We start from the raw sequence: 19,156 nt of genomic DNA on the forward strand, positions 1-19,156 counted from the left end.
TGATTGAATTCACGCAAGTTTTCCCAGAAGCATTCTTGCGCCCTCGGTCCGGTTCCCGGCCTGAATTCAGCCGCGCGCGCCTTCCGCGCAAACCGGTTTGCGCGGAAAGTATAAAAGTATAGAAATGCAGTTATGGATTCCCGCGACTACGCGAGAACGCGGTCAATCCGCGACGACCAGCGTCGCCTTGTCGTCCAGGGAGTGGTCGAGACCGACCGCGAAACGGTCGCCCGGACGCGCGCCCGAGCGGATCTCGACGTACTTGCCGGCGAGCGCGCCGAACTGCACGCGATGGCGATGCAGCTCGTTGCCGCTGAGCAGATAGAGATCGCTTTCCTTGAACGGCACGATGCCGTCCGAACGCTCGACATAGAGCGCTTCGCTGGTCGGCGCGCCTTCGATGTCCCCGGTCAGCGACTGCGCCGCACGCACACCGAACGGCAGCGGCTCGCCCGGCGCGACATCGACTTGAACGGAATCGTCGCGCACCTTCGGATCGATGCGCACGACAGTGCCGTGCACGGCCCGGCCCAGCACGTACAACGTCGCGGCGTCGCCGTGCGCGATCGACGCCGCCTTGTTCTGCGGAATCTTCAGTTCCGCGATCAGATCGTTGCTGCTCGACACGAGCGCGAGCTTCTCGCCCGGTGCGACCGACTGGCCGAGTTCGACGAACACGTCCTGCACCGGGCCGTCGACCGAACTGCGCACTTTCAGCTCGTCGACCTTGTCCTGCGCCATCGCGAGATTGTCCTTGGCCTGCTTCAAGGCCTCCTCCTTGATCGCAATGCGTGACGCGCCGAGGTCGTCGGCCAGCGTGGCGCGATCGGCCTGTTCCGCGATCTGCGAGCGCAAACCGGCGACTTTCGCGTCCGCGCGCGCCATATCGAGCTTGGAGATGATGCCGCGCTCCATCAGCGGGCGCAGCGCGTCGCGCTCGCGCGACTCGATCGCCAATTCGCGTTCGAGTTCCTTCTGCCGGCTCGACTGCGCCATCGCGTCGATCCTGCCGCTCAGCACCGCTTCCTTGAGATCCAGGCTCGCTTTCTCGACCGCGACGCGCGCCGCCTGCGCCTGCTCGTCGAGGCGGCTGTTGCTGAGCCGAAACACGACGTCGCCCTTCTTCACCAGCGCCCCTGGCGCAACGAGAATTTCCTCTACCGTGCCCGAGGACGGCGAGGCGAGCAGTTTCTTCGCCTTCTCGACGAAGATGCCCGATGCGGAGACCGGAACGACGAGGTCGCCCTTCTGCACGAGAATCGTTGCGAGATTGCGCCGCAGAACAGATACGGTCTCCGGCGCACGCTTCCACACGAACGGCACGGCAACGATCCCCGCCATGGCTACGGCAAGCGCGCAGGAACCGAAAGTAAGTATCCCCCGGCAAAGCCGGGGGCTTTAGCGATCGCTGGCCCCTCAAAGGGGCCTTTTCGCGATCGAAAATCACAAGCCTCGTAACCTGCGTCCTCTTACTTCTTCTCGCCTCATTCAAGACATCTATTGGGTGAAGCCGACCGTGGGAACGGTCAAACCTTGACTAGTCCCCCGGCAGATCCGGGGGTTTACCTCAGGATTAATCAGCCACGAACGGCGCAATGGGAAGCGAGGATTTTTTTCCACTTTCAGGCGAGCGTACGCGAACGAACAAAATCGACCGCTCTTGGACGGCCACGGCGGGAAATAGTTCCCGCCGCGCACTACCCCAAGTTTCACCACTTTCGGCTACTTGCTCATGGCTCTCCGCCCGAGCCAACCCATTCGCCGCAAAAGAAACGGATGTTGATTGAAAAGTGCGGCCACGGATGGCCGCTTTTTGACTTTCGCGTTCAGGGATGAACGCAAGAACTCTTGTTGAGAAGTGCGGCCAAGGATGGCCGCTTTTTGATCTTCCCGATCAGGGAAGAGCGGAAAAGCTAAAGAGTCGGCCGGTAAGCCGGGTTCTGTCGTTGGACAGTCATTCCTCTAGGCCCTGCGTCGCCGCATGGCTCAAGCAACCTACCCGGGAGCGACGCGGGCCACGCCATGCTCCCCTATTCGGTCTTGCTCCGGGTGGAGTTTACCGTGCCACGCGACGTTGTCCCCGCGCGCGGTGCGCTCTTACCGCACCGTTTCACCCTTACCTGATCCCTTGCGGGCCATCGGCGGTCTGCTCTCTGTTGCACTGGTCGTCGGCTCGCGCCGCCCAGGCGTTACCTGGCACCCTGCCCTGTGGAGCCCGGACTTTCCTCGAGACGCTCATCGCGCCGCGCGACTGTCTGGCCGACTCCGTGGCCATTCTACCGCGAACCGGCGGTTGTGTCCGCGGACCATGCGCTACGGCGTCGACGCGGCGTCGGTCGTCGCCCACGAACACACGCTGATGCGCATCGCGCTGCGTCCCTGCCAGACCGTGCCGCCGCACCAGCACGTGCCCTCGGCCTGCAGCGCGGCGACGACGCGCTGCGTGCGCGCGGCGTCGCCGAACGCGACGAGCACCTGGTTCAACGCGATCTCGTTGAGCACGTCGAAACCCGCGGCGCGCAGCGCCTCACCGAAACGCCGCGCCTGGCGACAGTTGCGTTCGACCAGTTCGGCGACGCCGTCGCGGCCGAGGCTGCGCAACGCGGCCCAGACGTCGACGCCGCGCGCGCGCCGCGACAGCTCGGGCGTGAAGTCCGATGGATTGCGCCACGGGCTGTCGGTCGGCAGGTATTCGGCGGTGATCGCCATCGCCGCGCTCAGCGCGTTCGCGTCGCGCACGAACGCAAGGCCGCTGTCGTAAGGCACGTTGAGCCACTTGTGCGCGTCGGTCGCCCACGAATCGGCCGACTCGAGGCCGTGCACGAGTGGTGCACGCGACGGCGCGGCACGCGCCCACAGCCCGAACGCGCCGTCGACGTGCAGCCACGCCGCGCCGCCGATGCGCGCACGGATCGCGGCAACGTCGTCGCAGGCGCCCGTGTTGACGTTGCCGACTTGCGCACAAACTATCGCCGGTCCCGCCGGCGACGGCAGCGCATCGGCGCGCATGCGTCCCTGCGCATCGACCGGTACGCGCACGACGCGGTTGCGGCCGAGGCCGAGGATGCCGAGCGACTTGATCAGCGTGGGATGCGCCTCGGCGCCGACGACGACCGTGATCGGCGGCGCGCCGAACAGGCCGTCGGCCTCGACCTTCCAGCCGGCGCGCGCGAGTACCGCATGGCGCGCCGCGGCGAGGCCGACGAGATTCGCGACGTTCGCGCCGGTGACGAACGCACCGCCGCAGTCGCGCGGCAGGTCCAGCAGTTCGAGCAGCCAGCGCAGCGCGATCTGCTCGAGGCGCGCGGTCAGCGGCGTGATGTTGTAGTAGCCGGTGTTCTGGTCCCAGGCCGAGGCGAGCCAGTTCGCCGCGAGCGCAGCCGGCAGGCCGCCGCCCATGACGAAACCGAAGAAGCGCGGCCCCGCGATGCCCATCGTCGCCGGCGACGCGCGGTCGAGCAGCGCGAGCACCTCGACCGGCTCGGTGGCCGCGCGCGGCAACTCGGTGTCGAGCGCCGCGAGTGCGGCGACCGCGTCGGCATCGGGCGCGACCTTGCGTTCCTGCAGGCCCGAGAGATACGCAGCCGCGCGCTCGGCCGTATCGCGCAACAATGTCGCCGTCGCATCACTCATGTGACGCCTCCAATCCTTCGTAGAGCAAGCGCCGCGGCGCGCCGGTGATTTCGCTGGCGAGCTTCGCCGCGCGGCTCGGCGGCAGTTCGCGGCGCAGCCGTTCGAACACGCGGCGGCCTTCGGCGAGCTTCGCGCCGTCGGCTGCGTCGCCGACACCTTCGACCAGCAACACGAATTCGCCGCGCTGCTGGTCGGCGTCGGCGGCGACGCGCGCGGCGACGTCGGCGATGCGGCCGTCGAGCAGCGTCTCGAACTGCTTGGTCAGTTCGCGCGCGACGACGAGGCGGCGCTCGCCGCCGAACTCCGCGGCGAAATCGGCCAGCGCCTCGACGATGCGGTGACTCGACTCGTAGAACACGAGCGTGCGCGCCTCGCCCGCAAGCTCACGCAGGCGCGCGCGGCGCGCGGCGGATTTGGGCGGCAGGAATCCTTCGAAGACGAAGCGGTCGGACGGCAGGCCCGCGGCCGACAGCGCCGCGATCGCCGCGCACGCGCCCGGAATCGGCGAGACGACGACACCCGCCGCGCGCGCCGCGCGCACGAGGCGAAAGCCCGGATCGCTGACCAGCGGCGTGCCGGCATCGCTGATCAGCGCAATGTTCTCGCCGGCCTGCATGCGGCGCACGAGTTCGGCGCTCGCCTCGCGCTCGTTGTACTCATGCAGGGCGATCGTGCGCGTGGCGATGCCGTGGTGGCGCAGCAATGCGGCGCTGTGGCGCGTGTCCTCGGCGGCGATCAAATCGACCTGCGCAAGCGTCGCGCGCGCGCGCGGACTCAAATCGTCGAGATTGCCGATCGGCGTGGCGACGACGAACAGCTTGGGGACCGCCACAGCCGGTTTGTCGTGCTGCCTGCTCATGCCGGCGCCTGAATGAAAGGGGTCGATAGTGTAGCGGCACGCTTGCGCCGTTCGTGCATCCGCTATCATGCGCGCATGTTCAGGAAGGATTTGTCCATGCACACGATGCGCCATGTTCTCGCCATCATCTGCCTCATCCTCTCGCTCGCCGGCTGCGCCGAACTTGGGACGTTCGGCCAGCACGGCGACGTGCCGGCGGCGGCCGATGCCGAGCAGTGGTTCAAGAACGGCGAGTTCGATCGCGCCGGCCAGGCCTTCATGGACATCGCCGACAGCGACCGCGACTACCGCGACCACTATCGCCTGCGCGCGGCCGAGGCGTTCCGTGAGGATGGCAACCTCAACGCCGTCGCCTGGGCGCTCGACGGCGTCAAGGCACGCCGCCTGCCCGAGGCCGAGCAGCCGCGGCTCGACCTGCTCGAAGCCGAAGTCGCGCTGTCGAAAAAAGACCCGCAACGCGCATTGACCCTGTTGACGCTCGACGAAGGCAAGCTGCCGCGCCCGCTGCGCCTACGCGCGCTCGAGCTGCGCGCGCGCGCGCAATTGGCGGGCGGCGATGCGTTCGGCAGCGCGCGCACGCGCGTAGCGCTCGATCCCATGCTGCAGGGCCACGACCGCGAGCGCAACGAGGCACAGATCATCGACACGCTCGCCCGCCTCGACACGAACGCGCTCAAGCAGCAGGGCGCCTCGCTGCTGCCGGGCGATGCGCTGCGCCCATACATCGACCAGACGCTGCGTCGCTCCGGCGAGGCGCTGCCGCAAATCCTCGCCCAACCGGGTTCGCTGGTCGGCACGCTCGGCGCGGGACAGAACGCGGTGGGCGGCGAGGGCTATCGCCCGGCGCACGCGATCGCGCTGCTGCTGCCGATCGAAGGACAACTCAAGGGCGTCGCCCAGGCCGTGCGCGACGGCGTGTTCGCCGCCTACTTTTCCGACGATCACGCACCACGCCCGCAACTGCGCGTCTACGACGCCGGCAACAGCGCGGCCGATGCGATCGCGGCTTACCAGCACGCGGTCGCCGACGGCGCGGACCGCGTCATCGGGCCGCTGCGCCGCGACGCGGTTTCGGCCGTGTTCGCGCAAGATCCACTGCCCACGCCCGTGCTCGCGCTGAACCTGCCCGAGCGCGGCGAGGCGCCGCCGCCGGGCAGTGCCGCATTCGGCCTCAATCCCGATACCGAGGGCGCGCAGGCCGCGCAACATCTGCTCGAGCGCGGCATCACGCGCGCGGCGATCGTTGCCGCGGACACCGACTGGGCCGAACGCGCCGCCGCGGCATTTCGCGCGCAGTTCGAGGCGGGACAAGGCGTCGTGATCGGCGAATCGCGCATCAAGGCCGGCGAGCTGAATTTCTCGGCCGCGATCCATGGCGCACTCGACGCCCTGCCGCCGCAGAACGCGCCGACGGCCGACGCGTCGAAGGCGCCCGACACGGCGAATGCCGGCGTGTTCATCAGCATGCTGCCGCAGCAAGCGCGCCTGTTCGTGCCGCAACTCAAGCTCGCGGGTTACTTGAACCTGCCGGTATTCGCCACCTCGCACATCTTCGGCGCGCTGACCAATCCGGGCATGGACCGCGATCTCGACGGCGTGGAATTCTGCGACGCGCCGTGGCTGTTCGATGCCGTCGTCGGCCTGCCGCGCCACGACGACGTGACCAACTCGCTCGAAAGCGCGCGCGGCGCCGGCGCGCGCCTGTTCGCGATGGGCATGGACGCCTACGCCCTCGGGCCGTATCTCGACTGGATGGGCCAGCACCGCGATGCCTACCTGCCCGGCGCGACCGGCCAGCTCGGCACCGATGGCGCCGGCCGCATCCAACGCGTGCTGACCTGGGCACGCTTCGCCGATGGCGTCGCCGTGCCAGCCAGCGGCAGCTTGCGCATCAGCAACGCGCCGGCGCAGTAACCGGAACTACATCGGCGATGACCGCGCGTGCGACCGGCGAACTGTGGGAGGACGCCGCGCTCGTACACTTGCGGCACGCCGGACTGCGCCTCGTCGCGCGCAACTTCCGCAGCCGCTACGGCGAGATCGACCTCGTCGTGCGCGATGGCGACGCGCTGGTCTTCGTCGAGGTGCGTTACCGGCACGATGCCGCGCAAGGCGACGGCACCGCGTCGGTCGGCGCGTCGAAACGGCGCAAGCTCGTGCGGACCGCGCAGATCTTCCTGCAGACGCATCCACACTTCGCCGCGTTGCCCTGCCGCTTCGACGTCGTCGGCTGCGCCGGCACGCCGCAGCGGCCCGAGTTTGAATGGACGCGCAACGCGTTCGATGCGGTCTAGCCTGCGTACGGGCTAGCGCCAGCCCGATGTGATCGGATAGCGCCGCTCGCGCCCGAACGCGCGCCGCGACACCTTCGGCCCTGGCGCGGCTTGGTGGCGCTTCCATTCGTTGATGCGCACGAAACGCAGCACATGATCGACGGTCGCCGCATCGTAGCCGGCGCGAACGATGTCGTCGCGCGACTGCTCCTGATCGACGTAGCGATAAAGGATCGCGTCGAGCACGTCGTACGGCGGCAGCGAATCCTGGTCGGTCTGGTTCTCGCGCAACTCGGCGGTCGGCGCGCGCGCGATGACCTCCGGCGGAATCACCGGCGCGCCGCCGACCGTGTTGCGCCAGTTCGCAAGCGCATAGACTTCGGTCTTGTACAGGTCCTTGATCGGCGCGTAGCCGCCGCACATGTCGCCGTAGATCGTCGCGTAGCCGACCGCGTATTCGCTCTTGTTGCCCGTGGTCAGCACGAGGCCGCCGAACTTGTTCGACAACGCCATCAGCAACGCGCCGCGGCTGCGCGATTGCAGGTTTTCCAGCGAAAGATCGGGGCCCGGGACTCGAGACTCGAGACTCGGGATCGCGCTCAATGCCTCGACGAAACCCTCGAACGGCGCCTCGATCGGAATGGTGAGCAGCTTCACGCCGAGCGAGCGCGCCTGCTCGTCGGCGAGATCGTTGCTCAACGCGGAAGTGTACTTCGACGGCAGGCGCACGCCGGTTACGTTTTCCGCGCCGAGCGCGTCGACCGCGAGCGCGAGCACGAGAGCGGAGTCGATGCCGCCCGAAAGGCCGACCCAGACTTTCCTGAAGCCGTTCTTCGTGCAGTAGTCGCGCGTGCCGCGCACGATCGCGCGCCAGGCCAGCGCGTCGCGGCTCTCGTCGCCGTCGACGGGCCATGCGACCGGGGTGAACCTGCGCGCCGCCGCGTCGTAGTCGGCCACGCACCAGTGATCCTCGAACGCACGCGCGGCAGGATGAATGCATCCGTCGCCGTCGGCAAGCACCGAGGCGCCGTCGAACACGAGCGCGTCCTGGCCGCCGACGACATTGAGATAGGCGAGCGCCGCGCCCGATCCATATCGATGCGTTTCCTTCACGCGCGTCGCCAGCAGCGCATCGCGCTGCGCATGCTTGTCGCGCTCGAACGGCGAGGCGTTCGGCACGACGACGAGCTGCGCGCCGGCCTTCACCGTGTCGGCGAGCGGCTCCGCGAACCACAGGTCTTCGCAGATGATCACGCCGACCGGCACGCCGTTCACCTCGAACACGCACGATCCGCCCGCCGGATCGACTTCGAAATAGCGCCGCTCGTCGAACACGGCATAGTTCGGCAACTGGCGCTTGCGGTAGATCGACGCGATCGCGCCGTCGCGCAACACCGAGGCAGCATTGAACACGACGGCGCCGTCCGCCTGCGGCCAGCCGACCACGGCGACGATATCTCGCGTCGCGCCCGCGACTTTTTTCAAGGCAGTTTCACATTCGGCGAGGAAGCTCGGCCGCATCAGCAGGTCTTCGGGCGGATAACCGCTGATCGCCAACTCTGGGAATATGACGAGGTCGGCGTGGTGCACGTCGCGCGCCTCGGCGATCATCGCCGCGATGCGCTCCGCGTTGCGCGCGACCGCCCCGACGGGGAAATCGAATTGTGCCAAGGCGATTCTCATTGCCACGTCCTCAACCTTTCCCATGCAATGCAGGGGCAGCCAAGCCAGCCGCGACTTCGCGAAACGCCGTCAGCGCCGCTTCCATATGTTCGACGATTTCCTGCGCCAGCACGTCCGGCGCGGGCAGGTTGTCCAGATCGTCCAAGCTGTCGTCCTTGAGCCAGAAGATGTCGAGACTGGCCTTGTCGCGTGCGATCAGCGTTTTGTAATCAAAGTAGCGGAAGCGCTCGTCCTCCTCGCGCTTGTGCCGATGGCCCGGTTTGTACGCGGCGATGAAATCCTGTAGATCGTCCTTGCGCAATTGCTGCGTTTTCAGGGTGAAATGCTTGTTGGTGCGCAGGTCGTAAATCCACACGCCCTTCGTCTGCACGTTGCCGTCCTTCGGTTTGGCGTCGAAGAACAGCACGTTCGCCTTCACGCCCTGCGCGTAGAAAATGCCGGTCGGCAAGCGCAGCAGCGTGTGTACGTCGCAGGTTTCCAGCAACTTGCGCCGAATCTTCTCGCCCGCGCCGCCCTCGAACAGTACGTTGTCCGGCAGCACCACCGCCGCCTGTCCGGTGGTCTTGAGCATGGCCACGATGTGCTGCAGGAAGTTGAGCTGCTTGTTGGACGTGCTCTGCCAGAAATCCTGCCGCTCGTAGGTCAGCGCGTCGCGGTCTTCCTCGCCATCCTCGTTGGTGATGGTCATGCTGGATTTCTTGCCGAACGGCGGATTGGCCAGCACGTAGTCGAAAGTTTGTGTCGGTGCGGAAATCAGCGCGTCGGCGCGATCCACGGTCGGCTCGCCGTCCATGTCGCCGACGTTGTGCAGGAACAGGTTCATCAGGCACAAGCGGCGCGTGGCGGCGACGATTTCATTGCCGAAGAACGTCTGGTGGCGTAGGAATTTCTGCTGCTTCTTGTCCAGCCTCGCGCCGTCGCGGTTCAGCCAGTTGTACGCGCCGAGAAAAAAACCGCCGGTGCCGCAGGCCGGGTCGCCGATGGTCTTGCCCGGCTGCGGTTGCACGCATTCCACCATCGCCTCGATCAGCACGCGCGGGGTGAAATACTGGCCCGCTCCGCTCTTGGTGTCTTCGGCGTTCTTCTGCAACAGCCCTTCGTACAGATCGCCTTTGACATCCGTGTCGAGGCCGATCCAGTTCTCCGCATCGATCATCTGCACCAGCCGCGCCAGCTTGGCCGGATCCTGAATCTTGTTCTGCGCCTTGAAGAAGATCGCGCCGAGCATACCCGGCTCCTCGCCGAGCCGATGCAGCACCTTGAGGTAATGCGCCTCCAGCGGCTCGCCGACCTTGCCGCGCAGGCTGGGCCAGTCGCAGCTTTTCGGCACATGGGTGTCGCGGTTGTATGGCTCGCCCGAATACTCGTGTGCCATTTTCAGGAACAGCAGGTAGGTGAGCTGTTCCAGATAGTCGCCATAACTTACCCCGTCATCGCGCAGGGTGTGGCAGAAGTTCCAGAGTTTCTGGACGAGGGTGGAGGTGTTCATACACGCACCCTTTGCATCAGCGGCTCGAAACGATAAATCGCCGAGCGCCGTCCCGACGCCTCGATCACGATTTGCAGCAAACCTGCTTGCGACAACACGCGCGTGAAGCGTGCCGCGGTCTGCACCGGAATGCCTGCCGCACGGGTGAAGCGGCTATTGGCGAACACGGGATTGGTGAACAAGTAATCCAGGGCCGCCACCGCGTACTTGGAGGCCAACAGTTCGGCAAAGCGCGGCTTCATTTCGTCGTAGAGATGGCGGATGGACTGCGCCGTCTCCAGGTTGCGGGTGGCTTGCTCCGCCACCGCCGCCATGAAGAACTCGCACCACCCATCCCAGTCGTCCTGTGCGGACACGGCGCGCAACCGGTCGCGATATTCGTCCTTGTGATCCTCGAAGTAGCGACTGATATAGAAATGCGGCGCGCCGATGACGCCGCCACGCCACAACATCAAGGTAATCAGCATCCGGCCCACGCGGCCATTGCCGTCCTCGAAGGGATGCAATGCCTCGAACTCCACATGCGCCAGCGCCGTGCGCAGCAGCACAGGCATGGATGCGTCATCCGCCAGATTGAACAGCGCATCCATGCCGCTGGCCAGATGCTCGGGGGCGATGGGCACGAAACTCACCTTGCGGCTGCCGCGTTCGCCGACGTAGTTCTGCTCGTGCTTGTAAGCACCGGGCGACTTGTTGGCACCGCGCCCGAAGGACAGCAATTGGCGATGAATGCTCTTGAGCAGCGACTCCGATAGCGGCTGCCCCTGTTCCAGCCGCACCTGGGCCGTGTTCAAAGCCCGCCGATACAGCGAGGTTTCGATGACATCGGCGCGGTATTGCGACGCGGCGCCCGCGTCGTCGTCGTCGAACTCGGCCTGCAATTGCAGGATTTCGTCCAGCGTGCTGATCGTTCCTTCCATGCGCGAGGAAATCACCGCTTCCTGCCCGCGCAGCGGCGCCAGAAAGATCTCGCTGTTGTGCAGGGTGCGCAGCATCTGGTCGTAGCGGGCCAGCGCGGCGGTTGCCGCAAGCAGGCCCGGCATCAGGCGGGCATGGTCCAGCCCGGACGGCGGGAACTTGCCCAGGTGGTAACGGACGGCTTGGCTGAGATCGAGAGCCATATTCCTGAACTGTAGAGCTGACTAACTTTGATAATAAAATAATTTAAAATATTAACAACAAAGAGGTTTGTTGTCCATGCATGGAGGTGAACTGGTTTTGTCGTCAAGCAATTTCCCTTCCATGAGCGACAAGTCGGCTTGTTACTCATCCATGAAGGTCAGTGCCGCTTGTCGTTGGCAAATCGGCCCTTGCTTGACGACAAGCGCCCGCGCCGCGGGCTGCGCCTTGTCTCGCCCGCGCTGGTTGCTGCCGCGGATGTGCTCCAGCAACCCGATGGCCTTGCCGCACAGGCTTGGCCAGTCACAGCTTTTCGGCACGCGGGTGTCGCGGTTGTACGGCGACTGCGCATAATTCGTGCGCCACTTTCAGGAACAGCAGATAGGTGAGCTGTTCCAGATAATCGCCATAGCCCCCGCCATCGCGCAGGGTGTGACAGAGTTCCAGAGTTTCTGGACAAGGGTAGATGCGCTCATCGAAGAATCAAGCTTCGTTCAAGAAGCTTGTGCAAATTCGATGATCTGGTTGTCGGCCGCGTAGTCGACGACCATGGCACCCGCCTCGATCAGCATGGCCCTCACGTCTTGTGCGGCTTGCTCATACGGGGCCTTGTCTTGCTTGCGTTGCACGGTGACGAGTATTTCTCCGGCAAGCAATTTGCGCTTGCGCAATTGGGCAATTCGACCTGCCCATTGCAAGCCGTGATCGATTGCCTTGGCCGGCTCGGCATGGGTCAAGTGCAGTGGCTTGATAATGCGAATACGCTCGCTTCCCGCCGTGACGAAAGGGAATTTCACATTGAACTGCTCGTCGCCAACCGTGCGCGGCGTGAACCGATCGCCTAGATGATGGGCTGACAACAAGCGTCGCAAGCCACGCTCGAGCACTGTTTCCTGATATTCACGCGTGGCGAAATCCCGTTCGACATACCTACCAAACAATTCATCGAGCGTCGCGTTCGGGCTGTCAGTCAAAATAACTCGCGGGGCATCGAAACGAAACAGCGTTTCGCGCGGACGTGTGAGTTCGGTGAAGAACGCCTCAAGCGCTGGCTCGTCGACATTCTTCAGGCGACGGTCCATGCCGAATCGTTTCAGTTCTTGCGCAATGCGCTCAAGTTCCTCACGCATCAAGGTCAGCCCTTCGCGCAAATGCCGGTGCTCATGCAGATCGAAGAAATGCGTAACGCGAGCAATCCGGCGCTTAAGCAAACGGAAACCGAAAAATCGCTTGGTCGTGCTGATCAGCACGACCCCTACATTCGCAAACTCGCCCGTTTCCGCATAAGGCAGAAAGCGCAGGATGGCGTAGCGACAGGGAGCTTCCATCAGCTCAAGTTCCAGAAAGCATCGCTGGTACAATGCTCAAGTTGCGTCCGTACGGCAGCGAAATCGAAATCCAGAGGTATTGATTGCTCGGGGTCGATAGTCTGCCACATCGCTGGCAGCGCAGCGACCATAGAATGCCACTCCGTCAATGTCGCAGACAGGCGATTGGCATATTGCTTGCGGGCGACGAAATCGCTAGCCACACCGCGCAGGGCATCGGCGAACACATGATGGTCGAGAAAACGCTCTCGGGAGAAATCCGCGTCGAATGCAAGATTGTGATCGATCACCCAGAGTTTCGAACCGCCCGCTTCCCAGAACAGATTCGGATTGCCGCCGCGAGCGCTGAGCGTTCTGTCTTCATTGTGCACCCACCAATCGAACACGGCCACGTCGGCCCGCGTCTGCTCCGGGACCAACTCGGCCGAGATCATGGTCAGCTCGGAAAATTCGCAGCGCTGCGAACCGAACACCGCGCCTGCGCCAAGATCGGAAAGCGGCTCGCCCGCAGCATGGCCCAGCCGCACCAACGCCTCCGGAACATCAAGAATGGCGAAGGGCGCGATAGGCAGCCCGAATGTTTTCGCCAACGAACCAGCCAACCATTCGCAAACCAAGCTGCGTACGCCAGCAAAGCGGCCTTTTACGAAATACACTTGGCCATCATCGGCCCGGCAAATAAAGGTCTTGCCCGCGCCTGTGGCCATGTGGATGAGGGCGCGCGGCTTGTTCTTCACCAGCGATTGTTCCAGCCCGGTGACGGCGCTGATCTGGCAGTCGCGCAAGTTCGCCGTTGGCAGCGCGGGCATGTGCCGCAAGCGCTCGCGCAGGGTATCCGGTTGCGCGGCCCATTCGGCCAGCGTTTCCGGTTTGAAGAAATGGAACAGTTCGCGTGCGCGCGGCAGCGGGTCGGCGGCGTCGGTGAACCAGACGATCTGCCCGGTGGCCACGTACAGGAAGCGTAGCGGGACGGTATCCTTGCGCCATTTCAGCATGGCGCTGGCGTAGCGCTCGGATTGGCCTTCGGCCACGGACAGGTTTTCGCCCGCGCTGTCGCGCTTGGCCTCGATCACGCCGACGGCCTTGCGGTTGACGAACAGCACGTAGTCGGCGGGGCCGGTGTCGGTCGGATATTCGCGGACGGCAATGCCAGCGCCGGCAGCGAGATTGATCCGGCCTACGTCCTGCAGAATCCATCCGGCCGCATCGAGCTTGCGATCGATTTCTTCCCGTGCCCTTGCTTCCGGCGTCATCGCTTCACCCGCGCGCCTTGCGTGGCGCGCGATAGTAGCAAAACGGCGCCGCGCTTACTTGCGCAGGCGCGCCGCGATCGCCTTGCCGAGATCGGCTGGCGACTTGACCGTGGTGACGCCAGCCTTCTCGAGCGCGGCGAACTTGGCCGCGGCCGTGCCCTTGCCGCCGGAGATGATCGCGCCGGCATGGCCCATGCGCTTGCCGGCCGGAGCGGAAGCACCGGCGATGAAGGCGACGACCGGCTTCTTGACGTATTCGCTGATGAACTCGGCCGCCTCTTCCTCGGCGCTGCCGCCGATTTCGCCGACCATGATGATGCCCTCCGTTTGCGGGTCATCTTGGAAGAGTTTCAGGCAATCGATAAAGTTGAGGCCGTTGATCGGGTCGCCGCCGATGCCGATGCAGGTGGACTGGCCGAGGCCTTCGTTCGTGGTCTGGAACACGGCTTCGTAGGTGAGCGTGCCCGAGCGCGAGACGATGCCGACCTTGCCCGGCTTGTGGATGTGGCCCGGCATGATGCCGATCTTGCACTCGCCCGGGGTGATGATGCCGGGGCAGTTCGGGCCGATCAGCACGGTGTCGGGATAGTCCTTGAGGCGGTTCTTCACGCGCAGCATGTCGAGCACCGGGATGCCCTCGGTGATCGCGACGATGACCTTGATGCCCGCATCGGCCGCTTCGAGAATCGCATCGGCCGCGAACGGCGGCGGCACGAAGATCATCGAGGCGTCGGCGCCGGTCTCGTCGACGGCATCTTGTACCGTGTTGAACACGGGCAGGCCGATGTGCTGCGTGCCGCCCTTGCCCGGGGTGACTCCGCCGACGACCTTGGTGCCGTAGTCTAGCGACTGATCGGAGTGGAACGTGCCCTGCTGGCCGGTGAAGCCCTGGGTGATGACTTTCGTATTCTTGTTGACCAAAACGCTCATGGCGATTCCTTTTTTGCTCGTCATTCCCGCGAAAGCAGGAATCCATTTTGATCGTGCTTGTCGAAAAGCATCAAAAGAAAAAACTGGATTCCCGCTTTCGCGGGAATGACGACACGGGTTTTTGCTGGGACAGGTTTATTTGACGGCGGCCACGGCTTTCTGCGCCGCATCATTCAGGTCGAGCGCCGGAGTGATTTTCAAGCCGGAGTTGGCGAGCAGTTCGCGCCCGGCCTCGACGTTCGTGCCCTCGAGGCGCGCGACGACCGGGATCGTCAGGCCCACTTCCTTGACCGCGCCGATGATGCCCTCGGCGATCAGGTCGCAACGCACGATGCCGCCGAAGATGTTGACCAGGATGCACTTGACCTTGTCGGACGACAGGATCAGCTTGAACGCCTCGGTCACGCGCTCCTTGGTCGCGCCGCCGCCGACGTCGAGGAAGTTCGCCGGCTCCGCGCCGTTCAGCTTGATCACGTCCATCGTCGCCATCGCGAGGCCGGCGCCGTTGACCATGCAGCCGATGTTGCCGTCCATGGTGACGTAGTTGAGGTTGTGCTTGACCGCCACCGCCTCGGCCGGGTCTTCCTGCGACTCGTCGCGCATCGCGGCGAGGTCGGCGTGGCGGAACTCGGCGTTGTCGTCGGAATTGACCTTGCCGTCGAGCGCGACGAGGTCGCCCGCCTTGTTGATCGCGAGCGGATTGAGCTCGACGAGCGCGAGATCCTTCTCGTTGAACAGCTTGTACAGGCCGAGCATGATCTTGGTCAGCTGGTTCGCCTGCTTGGCGTTGAGGCCCATCGCGAACGCGAGTTGGCGGCACTTGTACGGCTGCAGGCCTTCGACGAAGTTCACTTCGAGCGTGTGGATGTCCTCGGGATTTTCGCGCGCGACCTGCTCGATATCGACACCGCCGCGCGCCGAGGCGATGAACGCCACCGACTTCGTACCGCGATCGACTAGCACCGACAGGTACAGTTCCTTGGCGATGTCGCTGGCCTCGGTCACCAGCACGACGTTGACCGGCAGCGCGCGGCCACCCGACTGGTAGGTCTCCATCTTCGTGCCGAGCATCTTGGCCGAAGCGGCCTTGACCTCGTCGAGCGTCTTCACCAGTTTGACGCCGCCGGCCTTGCCGCGGCCGCCCGCATGGATCTGCGCCTTGACCACCCACTCGTCGCCGCCGAGCGCGCGCGCGGCTTCGACGGCCTCTTCGGGCGTCTTCGCGATCTTGCCGGGCGGCACCGGGATGCCGTAATCGGCGAACAACTGCTTGGCCTGATACTCGTGGAAATTCATGCAACCACCTCGGGGGAGTGAGGAAAAACGCGGCGCCGAACGCCGGTGGGGCGCGTATTGTGATGAATCGCCGTGGCAAAAAAAAGTCCGCCGGGCCTTTGGGTCCATTCCCACGCAAAGACGCCGGCGGGCCCGGCCCACGCTCCCAAGCGGGCCCAACCGCTTGTATACTCGCGCCAGGGAGCGCATTGCGCAAAATATAAGGAAACTCCCGATCGTGGCCGTTGCTGCCGTCCAAACCCGCATCGCCGCCCGTTCCGCGGGCGGCTCCGAAGTGGTCGCGCGCGAGTTCTATTTCTTCAACCTGTTCCGCGTGCTCGAGGCGTTCATCATCGTCGCCTTGATGTTCAGCGCCTACGCGGTGGAATGGGTGAGCCTCGTGCATCCGCTGCTCGGCCGCGAAACGGCGGTCTTCTACCTGATCTTCGCCATTTTCGCGGCCGTGTTCGCCACGCGCGAAACGCGCTACTTCCGCGCATGGATAGACCTTTCGCTCGTCGTCGACATCCTCGCCTGCGCGCTGGCGATGTTCGCGATCCACCACCAGTTCATCAGTCTGGCGCTGCTGCTGCTGGTCAACATCGGCGGCGCGGCAACGTTGCTGCCAAGGCGCATGTCGTTCTTCTTCGCCGCGCTGGCGACGTTCGGCGTGTTCGCGCAGAACGTCTTCGGCAACCTGATCAACCAGGACAACCGCGAGATCCTCGAGGCGGGCATCTGCGGCCTGGCGTATTTCTGCGTCACCGGCCTGTGCGTGTTCCTCGGCCGGCGCATGCGCGACTCGGAGGCGCTGGCGAGCCGCCGCGGCAGCGACTTGCGCAACCTCGCCCAGATCAACGAACTGATCATCCGGCGCATGAAGACCGGCGTGCTCGTGGTCGACGGCGCCAACATCGTGCATCGCTGGAACGAATCCGCCGCCGCGCTGATCGGCAACCCCACCGACGGCCGCAACGATCTCGCCCGCATCGCGCCCGAGCTGTCGCGCCGCCTCTACCACTGGCGCACCTCGCGCAAGATCGACAACACCGCGATCTCGCTCGCCGAGGGCGCGCCCGAGGTGATCCCGCGCTTCACGCGCATGGCCGCGAACGACGACGAGAACGTGCTAGTCTTCCTCGACGACACCTCGCTCGTCTCGCGCCGCGCCGAGCAGCTCACGCTCGCTTCGATGGGCCGTCTCGCCGGCTCGATCGCGCACGAGATCCGCAATCCGCTCGCGGCGATCAGCTATTCGGCGCAATTGCTCTCCGAATCCGAATCGCTGGACCAGGCCGACCGGCGCATGATCGAGATCATCCGCAACCATGCCGGCCGCGTGAACGAGATCGTCGAGAACATCCTCCACCTCGCCCGGCGCGAGCGCTCGATGCCGGAGATCGTCGACCTCGTCGCCTGGGCCGAACGCTTCATCGCCGACTTCAAGGCGACGATCGACGTCGGCGCGAACACCGTCGCGTGCAAGCCGCAGCAGGCGAAGGTGGAGACGCTGGTCGATCCGAAGCAGTTGCATCAGGTCGTCTGGAACCTCGTGCAGAACGCGCTGCGCTACGGCCACGCGCCGGGCGAACCGGCACGCGTGAGCCTGACCGTGCGCCAGTCCACCGACCGCGGCCTGCCGATGCTCGACGTCGTCGACCGCGGCCCGGGCATCCCGGCCAAGGTCGCGGCGCAGATCTTCGAGCCGTTCTTCACCACTCACGAACTCGGCACCGGCCTGGGCCTGTACCTGGCGCGCGAGATGTGCGTGGCCAACCTCGCCACGCTGGAATATCTTCCGCTCGCCGGCGGCGGCAGCTGTTTCCGCGTCACCTTCCCGCCGCCGCCCATGCCGGCCTGAACGCCGGCGCGATTCGTCCGCCTCATTTCCGAACGACCGACCCCATGAGCCAACCCGCCGCCCTCATCGTCGACGACGAACGCGATATCCGCGAACTGCTCTCGATCACGCTCGGCCGCATGGGCCTCGTCGTGGACGCCGCCGCCGACGTGAGCCAGGCCAAGGCGCGCCTCGCCGAGACGCGCTACACGCTCTGCTTCACCGACATGATGCTGCCCGACGGCTCGGGCCTCGAGGTCGTCGAATGGATCGCGGCGAAATACCCGCAGACGCCGGTGGCGATGATCACCGCGCACGGCAACGTCGACGCGGCGGTCACCGCGCTCAAGGCCGGCGCGTTCGATTTCGTCTCCAAGCCGGTCGACATCGCCATCCTGCGCCGTCTCGTCCAGGCCGCGCTCAAGCTCGCCGAGGAAAAGAGCGCCGACGCGCCGAAGACCGACGCCTCGCGCCTGCTCGGCGACTCCCCCGCGATGACCCAACTGCGCGCGACGATCGCCAAGCTCGCGCGCAGCCAAGCGCCGGTCTACATCTCGGGCGAATCGGGCGTCGGCAAGGAGCTCGTCGCGCGCCTGATCCACGAACAGGGCCCGCGTTCCGCGGCGCCGTTCGTGCCGGTCAACTGCGGCGCGATTCCCTCCGAACTGATGGAGAGCGAATTCTTCGGCCACGTGAAGGGCAGCTTCACCGGCGCGGCGAGCGACAAGATCGGCCTGTTCCAGGCCGCCGCGGGCGGCACGCTGTTCCTCGACGAGGTCGCCGACCTGCCGACGCACATGCAGGTGAAGCTGCTGCGCGTGATCCAGGAAAAAGCCGTGCGCCCGATCGGCGGCCGCGCCGAACTGCCGGTCGACGTGCGCATCCTCTGCGCGACGCACAAGGATCTGGCCCGCCTCGTCGAGGCCGGCCAGTTCCGCCAGGACCTCTACTACCGCATCAACGTGATCGAGCTGCGCGTGCCGCCGCTGCGCGAGCGCCGCGAAGACGTGCCCAAGCTCGCCGCGCGTATCCTCGAACGGCTCGCGAAAAACTCCGGCGGCCCGCCTGCGCGGCTCACCCCGACCGCGCTCGATGCGCTGCTCAGGTACGCGTTCCCCGGCAACGTGCGCGAGTTGGAGAACGTGCTCGAGCGCGCCGTCGCACTGTGCGAAAACAACACGATCACCGACGACGACCTGCATCTCGTCACGCGCGCGCCGGCAACGGTTGCGCCGCCCGCGGCGATCGCCGCACCCGAGGAAGAGGACGACGACCCCAACGACAATGTCGCCGAGGGCGACCTCGACAGCTACATCTCGAACATCGAGCGCGAGGCGATCATGAAGGTGTTGCAGGAAACGCGCTACAACAAGACCGCGGCGGCGAAGAAACTCGGCATCACCTTCCGTGCCATGCGCTACAAGCTGAAGAAGCTCGGCATCGACTAGAACGCCCCATCCCGTCGTCATTCCCG

At 65.3% G+C, this 19,156-nt stretch carries 15 protein-coding genes and 1 other RNA gene; 4 read left to right on the forward strand and 12 right to left on the reverse strand.

The features are described from left to right. Positions 1-162: 162 nt before the first annotated feature. The 4 genes from QM741_RS01865 to rsmI form a co-directional block, all read right to left on the reverse strand. On the reverse strand, positions 163-1,341 hold the full coding sequence (locus QM741_RS01865) for an HlyD family secretion protein (protein WP_415206051.1): 1,179 nt from the start codon (positions 1,339-1,341) through the stop codon (positions 163-165). Positions 1,342-1,913: 572 nt separating this feature from the next. Continuing rightward, an RNA gene (gene rnpB, locus QM741_RS01870) (RNase P RNA component class A) lies at positions 1,914-2,267 on the reverse strand. A gap of 46 nt (positions 2,268-2,313) precedes the next feature. Continuing rightward, the gene (locus QM741_RS01875) at positions 2,314-3,633 is read right to left on the reverse strand and encodes a pyridoxal phosphate-dependent decarboxylase family protein (RefSeq protein ID WP_415206052.1); all 1,320 of its coding nucleotides are present in this window, start codon (positions 3,631-3,633) and stop codon (positions 2,314-2,316) included. Then, positions 3,626-4,492, reverse strand: coding sequence for a 16S rRNA (cytidine(1402)-2'-O)-methyltransferase (gene rsmI / locus QM741_RS01880; protein WP_415206053.1), 867 nt, complete (start codon positions 4,490-4,492; stop codon positions 3,626-3,628). The genes QM741_RS01875 and rsmI overlap by 8 nt, the downstream gene beginning before the upstream one ends. Positions 4,493-4,588: 96 nt before the next feature. Here rsmI and QM741_RS01885 point away from each other — a divergent pair, with 96 nt between their 5' ends. Together QM741_RS01885 and QM741_RS01890 are read left to right on the forward strand one after the other, a co-directional pair. After that, a complete protein-coding gene (locus tag QM741_RS01885) occupies positions 4,589-6,406 on the forward strand; it encodes a penicillin-binding protein activator (RefSeq protein WP_415206054.1) in 1,818 nt (605 codons plus the stop codon). 17 nt (positions 6,407-6,423) lie between these two features. After that, positions 6,424-6,786: a YraN family protein gene (locus QM741_RS01890; RefSeq protein WP_415206055.1), complete on the forward strand. Its 363-nt coding sequence runs from the start codon at positions 6,424-6,426 to the stop codon at positions 6,784-6,786. Between the two features lie 12 nt (positions 6,787-6,798). Here the strand turns inward: QM741_RS01890 and QM741_RS01895 are convergent, their stop codons facing one another. From QM741_RS01895 to sucC, 8 genes are all read right to left on the reverse strand, one after another. After that, positions 6,799-8,448: an NAD+ synthase gene (locus tag QM741_RS01895; RefSeq protein WP_415206056.1), complete on the reverse strand. Its 1,650-nt coding sequence runs from the start codon at positions 8,446-8,448 to the stop codon at positions 6,799-6,801. A 10-nt stretch (positions 8,449-8,458) separates the two neighbouring features. Beyond that, positions 8,459-9,937, reverse strand: coding sequence for an N-6 DNA methylase (locus QM741_RS01900; RefSeq protein ID WP_415206057.1), 1,479 nt, complete (start codon positions 9,935-9,937; stop codon positions 8,459-8,461). Next, positions 9,934-11,058: a Fic family protein gene (locus QM741_RS01905; protein ID WP_415206058.1), complete on the reverse strand. Its 1,125-nt coding sequence runs from the start codon at positions 11,056-11,058 to the stop codon at positions 9,934-9,936. The genes QM741_RS01900 and QM741_RS01905 overlap by 4 nt, the downstream gene beginning before the upstream one ends. Before the next feature lie 141 nt (positions 11,059-11,199). Further along, positions 11,200-11,376, reverse strand: a complete 177-nt coding sequence (locus QM741_RS01910; RefSeq protein ID WP_415206059.1) for a hypothetical protein — start codon at positions 11,374-11,376, stop codon at positions 11,200-11,202. A gap of 174 nt (positions 11,377-11,550) precedes the next feature. Continuing rightward, positions 11,551-12,384 (reverse strand): DUF3037 domain-containing protein, encoded by an 834-nt coding sequence (locus tag QM741_RS01915; protein ID WP_415206060.1) that lies wholly within the window; start codon positions 12,382-12,384, stop codon positions 11,551-11,553. Then, positions 12,384-13,637 (reverse strand): HipA family kinase, encoded by a 1,254-nt coding sequence (locus tag QM741_RS01920; protein ID WP_415206061.1) that lies wholly within the window; start codon positions 13,635-13,637, stop codon positions 12,384-12,386. The genes QM741_RS01915 and QM741_RS01920 overlap by 1 nt, the downstream gene beginning before the upstream one ends. 54 nt (positions 13,638-13,691) lie before the next feature. Then, the gene (gene sucD / locus QM741_RS01925) at positions 13,692-14,567 is read right to left on the reverse strand and encodes a succinate--CoA ligase subunit alpha (protein WP_415206062.1); all 876 of its coding nucleotides are present in this window, start codon (positions 14,565-14,567) and stop codon (positions 13,692-13,694) included. Positions 14,568-14,702: 135 nt separating this feature from the next. Beyond that, entirely contained in the window at positions 14,703-15,863 is a 1,161-nt protein-coding gene (gene sucC / locus QM741_RS01930) for an ADP-forming succinate--CoA ligase subunit beta (protein WP_415206063.1), read from the reverse strand. A gap of 217 nt (positions 15,864-16,080) precedes the next feature. On the opposite strand from sucC, the gene QM741_RS01935 reads away from it, so the two are divergent. Beyond that, complete coding sequence (locus QM741_RS01935; protein ID WP_415206064.1) at positions 16,081-17,703, forward strand: sensor histidine kinase; 1,623 nt, start codon at positions 16,081-16,083, stop codon at positions 17,701-17,703. 44 nt (positions 17,704-17,747) lie between these two features. Beyond that, on the forward strand, positions 17,748-19,130 hold the full coding sequence (locus QM741_RS01940; protein ID WP_415206065.1) for a sigma-54-dependent transcriptional regulator: 1,383 nt from the start codon (positions 17,748-17,750) through the stop codon (positions 19,128-19,130). The last annotated feature ends 26 nt before the right edge of the window (positions 19,131-19,156 follow it).

Source organism: Rudaea sp., assembly GCF_047601565.1.
Taxonomy (GTDB): domain Bacteria; phylum Pseudomonadota; class Gammaproteobacteria; order Xanthomonadales; family Rhodanobacteraceae; genus Rudaea.

What these genes read in the sequence shown, in the direction of transcription:
- sucD (WP_415206062.1), bottom strand. Translation starts at nt 14,567, where the DNA reads ATGAGCGTTTTGGTCAACAAGAATACGAAAGTCATCACCCAGGGCTTC.
- QM741_RS01895 (WP_415206056.1), bottom strand. Translation starts at nt 8,448, where the DNA reads ATGAGAATCGCCTTGGCACAATTCGATTTCCCCGTCGGGGCGGTCGCG.
- QM741_RS01890 (WP_415206055.1), top strand. Translation starts at nt 6,424, where the DNA reads ATGACCGCGCGTGCGACCGGCGAACTGTGGGAGGACGCCGCGCTCGTA.
- QM741_RS01940 (WP_415206065.1), top strand. Translation starts at nt 17,748, where the DNA reads ATGAGCCAACCCGCCGCCCTCATCGTCGACGACGAACGCGATATCCGC.
- sucC (WP_415206063.1), bottom strand. Translation starts at nt 15,863, where the DNA reads ATGAATTTCCACGAGTATCAGGCCAAGCAGTTGTTCGCCGATTACGGC.
- QM741_RS01875 (WP_415206052.1), bottom strand. Translation starts at nt 3,633, where the DNA reads ATGAGTGATGCGACGGCGACATTGTTGCGCGATACGGCCGAGCGCGCG.
- QM741_RS01905 (WP_415206058.1), bottom strand. Translation starts at nt 11,058, where the DNA reads ATGGCTCTCGATCTCAGCCAAGCCGTCCGTTACCACCTGGGCAAGTTC.
- rsmI (WP_415206053.1), bottom strand. Translation starts at nt 4,492, where the DNA reads ATGAGCAGGCAGCACGACAAACCGGCTGTGGCGGTCCCCAAGCTGTTC.
- QM741_RS01915 (WP_415206060.1), bottom strand. Translation starts at nt 12,384, where the DNA reads ATGGAAGCTCCCTGTCGCTACGCCATCCTGCGCTTTCTGCCTTATGCG.
- QM741_RS01920 (WP_415206061.1), bottom strand. Translation starts at nt 13,637, where the DNA reads ATGACGCCGGAAGCAAGGGCACGGGAAGAAATCGATCGCAAGCTCGAT.
- QM741_RS01865 (WP_415206051.1), bottom strand. Translation starts at nt 1,341, where the DNA reads ATGGCGGGGATCGTTGCCGTGCCGTTCGTGTGGAAGCGTGCGCCGGAG.
- QM741_RS01885 (WP_415206054.1), top strand. Translation starts at nt 4,589, where the DNA reads ATGCACACGATGCGCCATGTTCTCGCCATCATCTGCCTCATCCTCTCG.
- QM741_RS01900 (WP_415206057.1), bottom strand. Translation starts at nt 9,937, where the DNA reads ATGAACACCTCCACCCTCGTCCAGAAACTCTGGAACTTCTGCCACACC.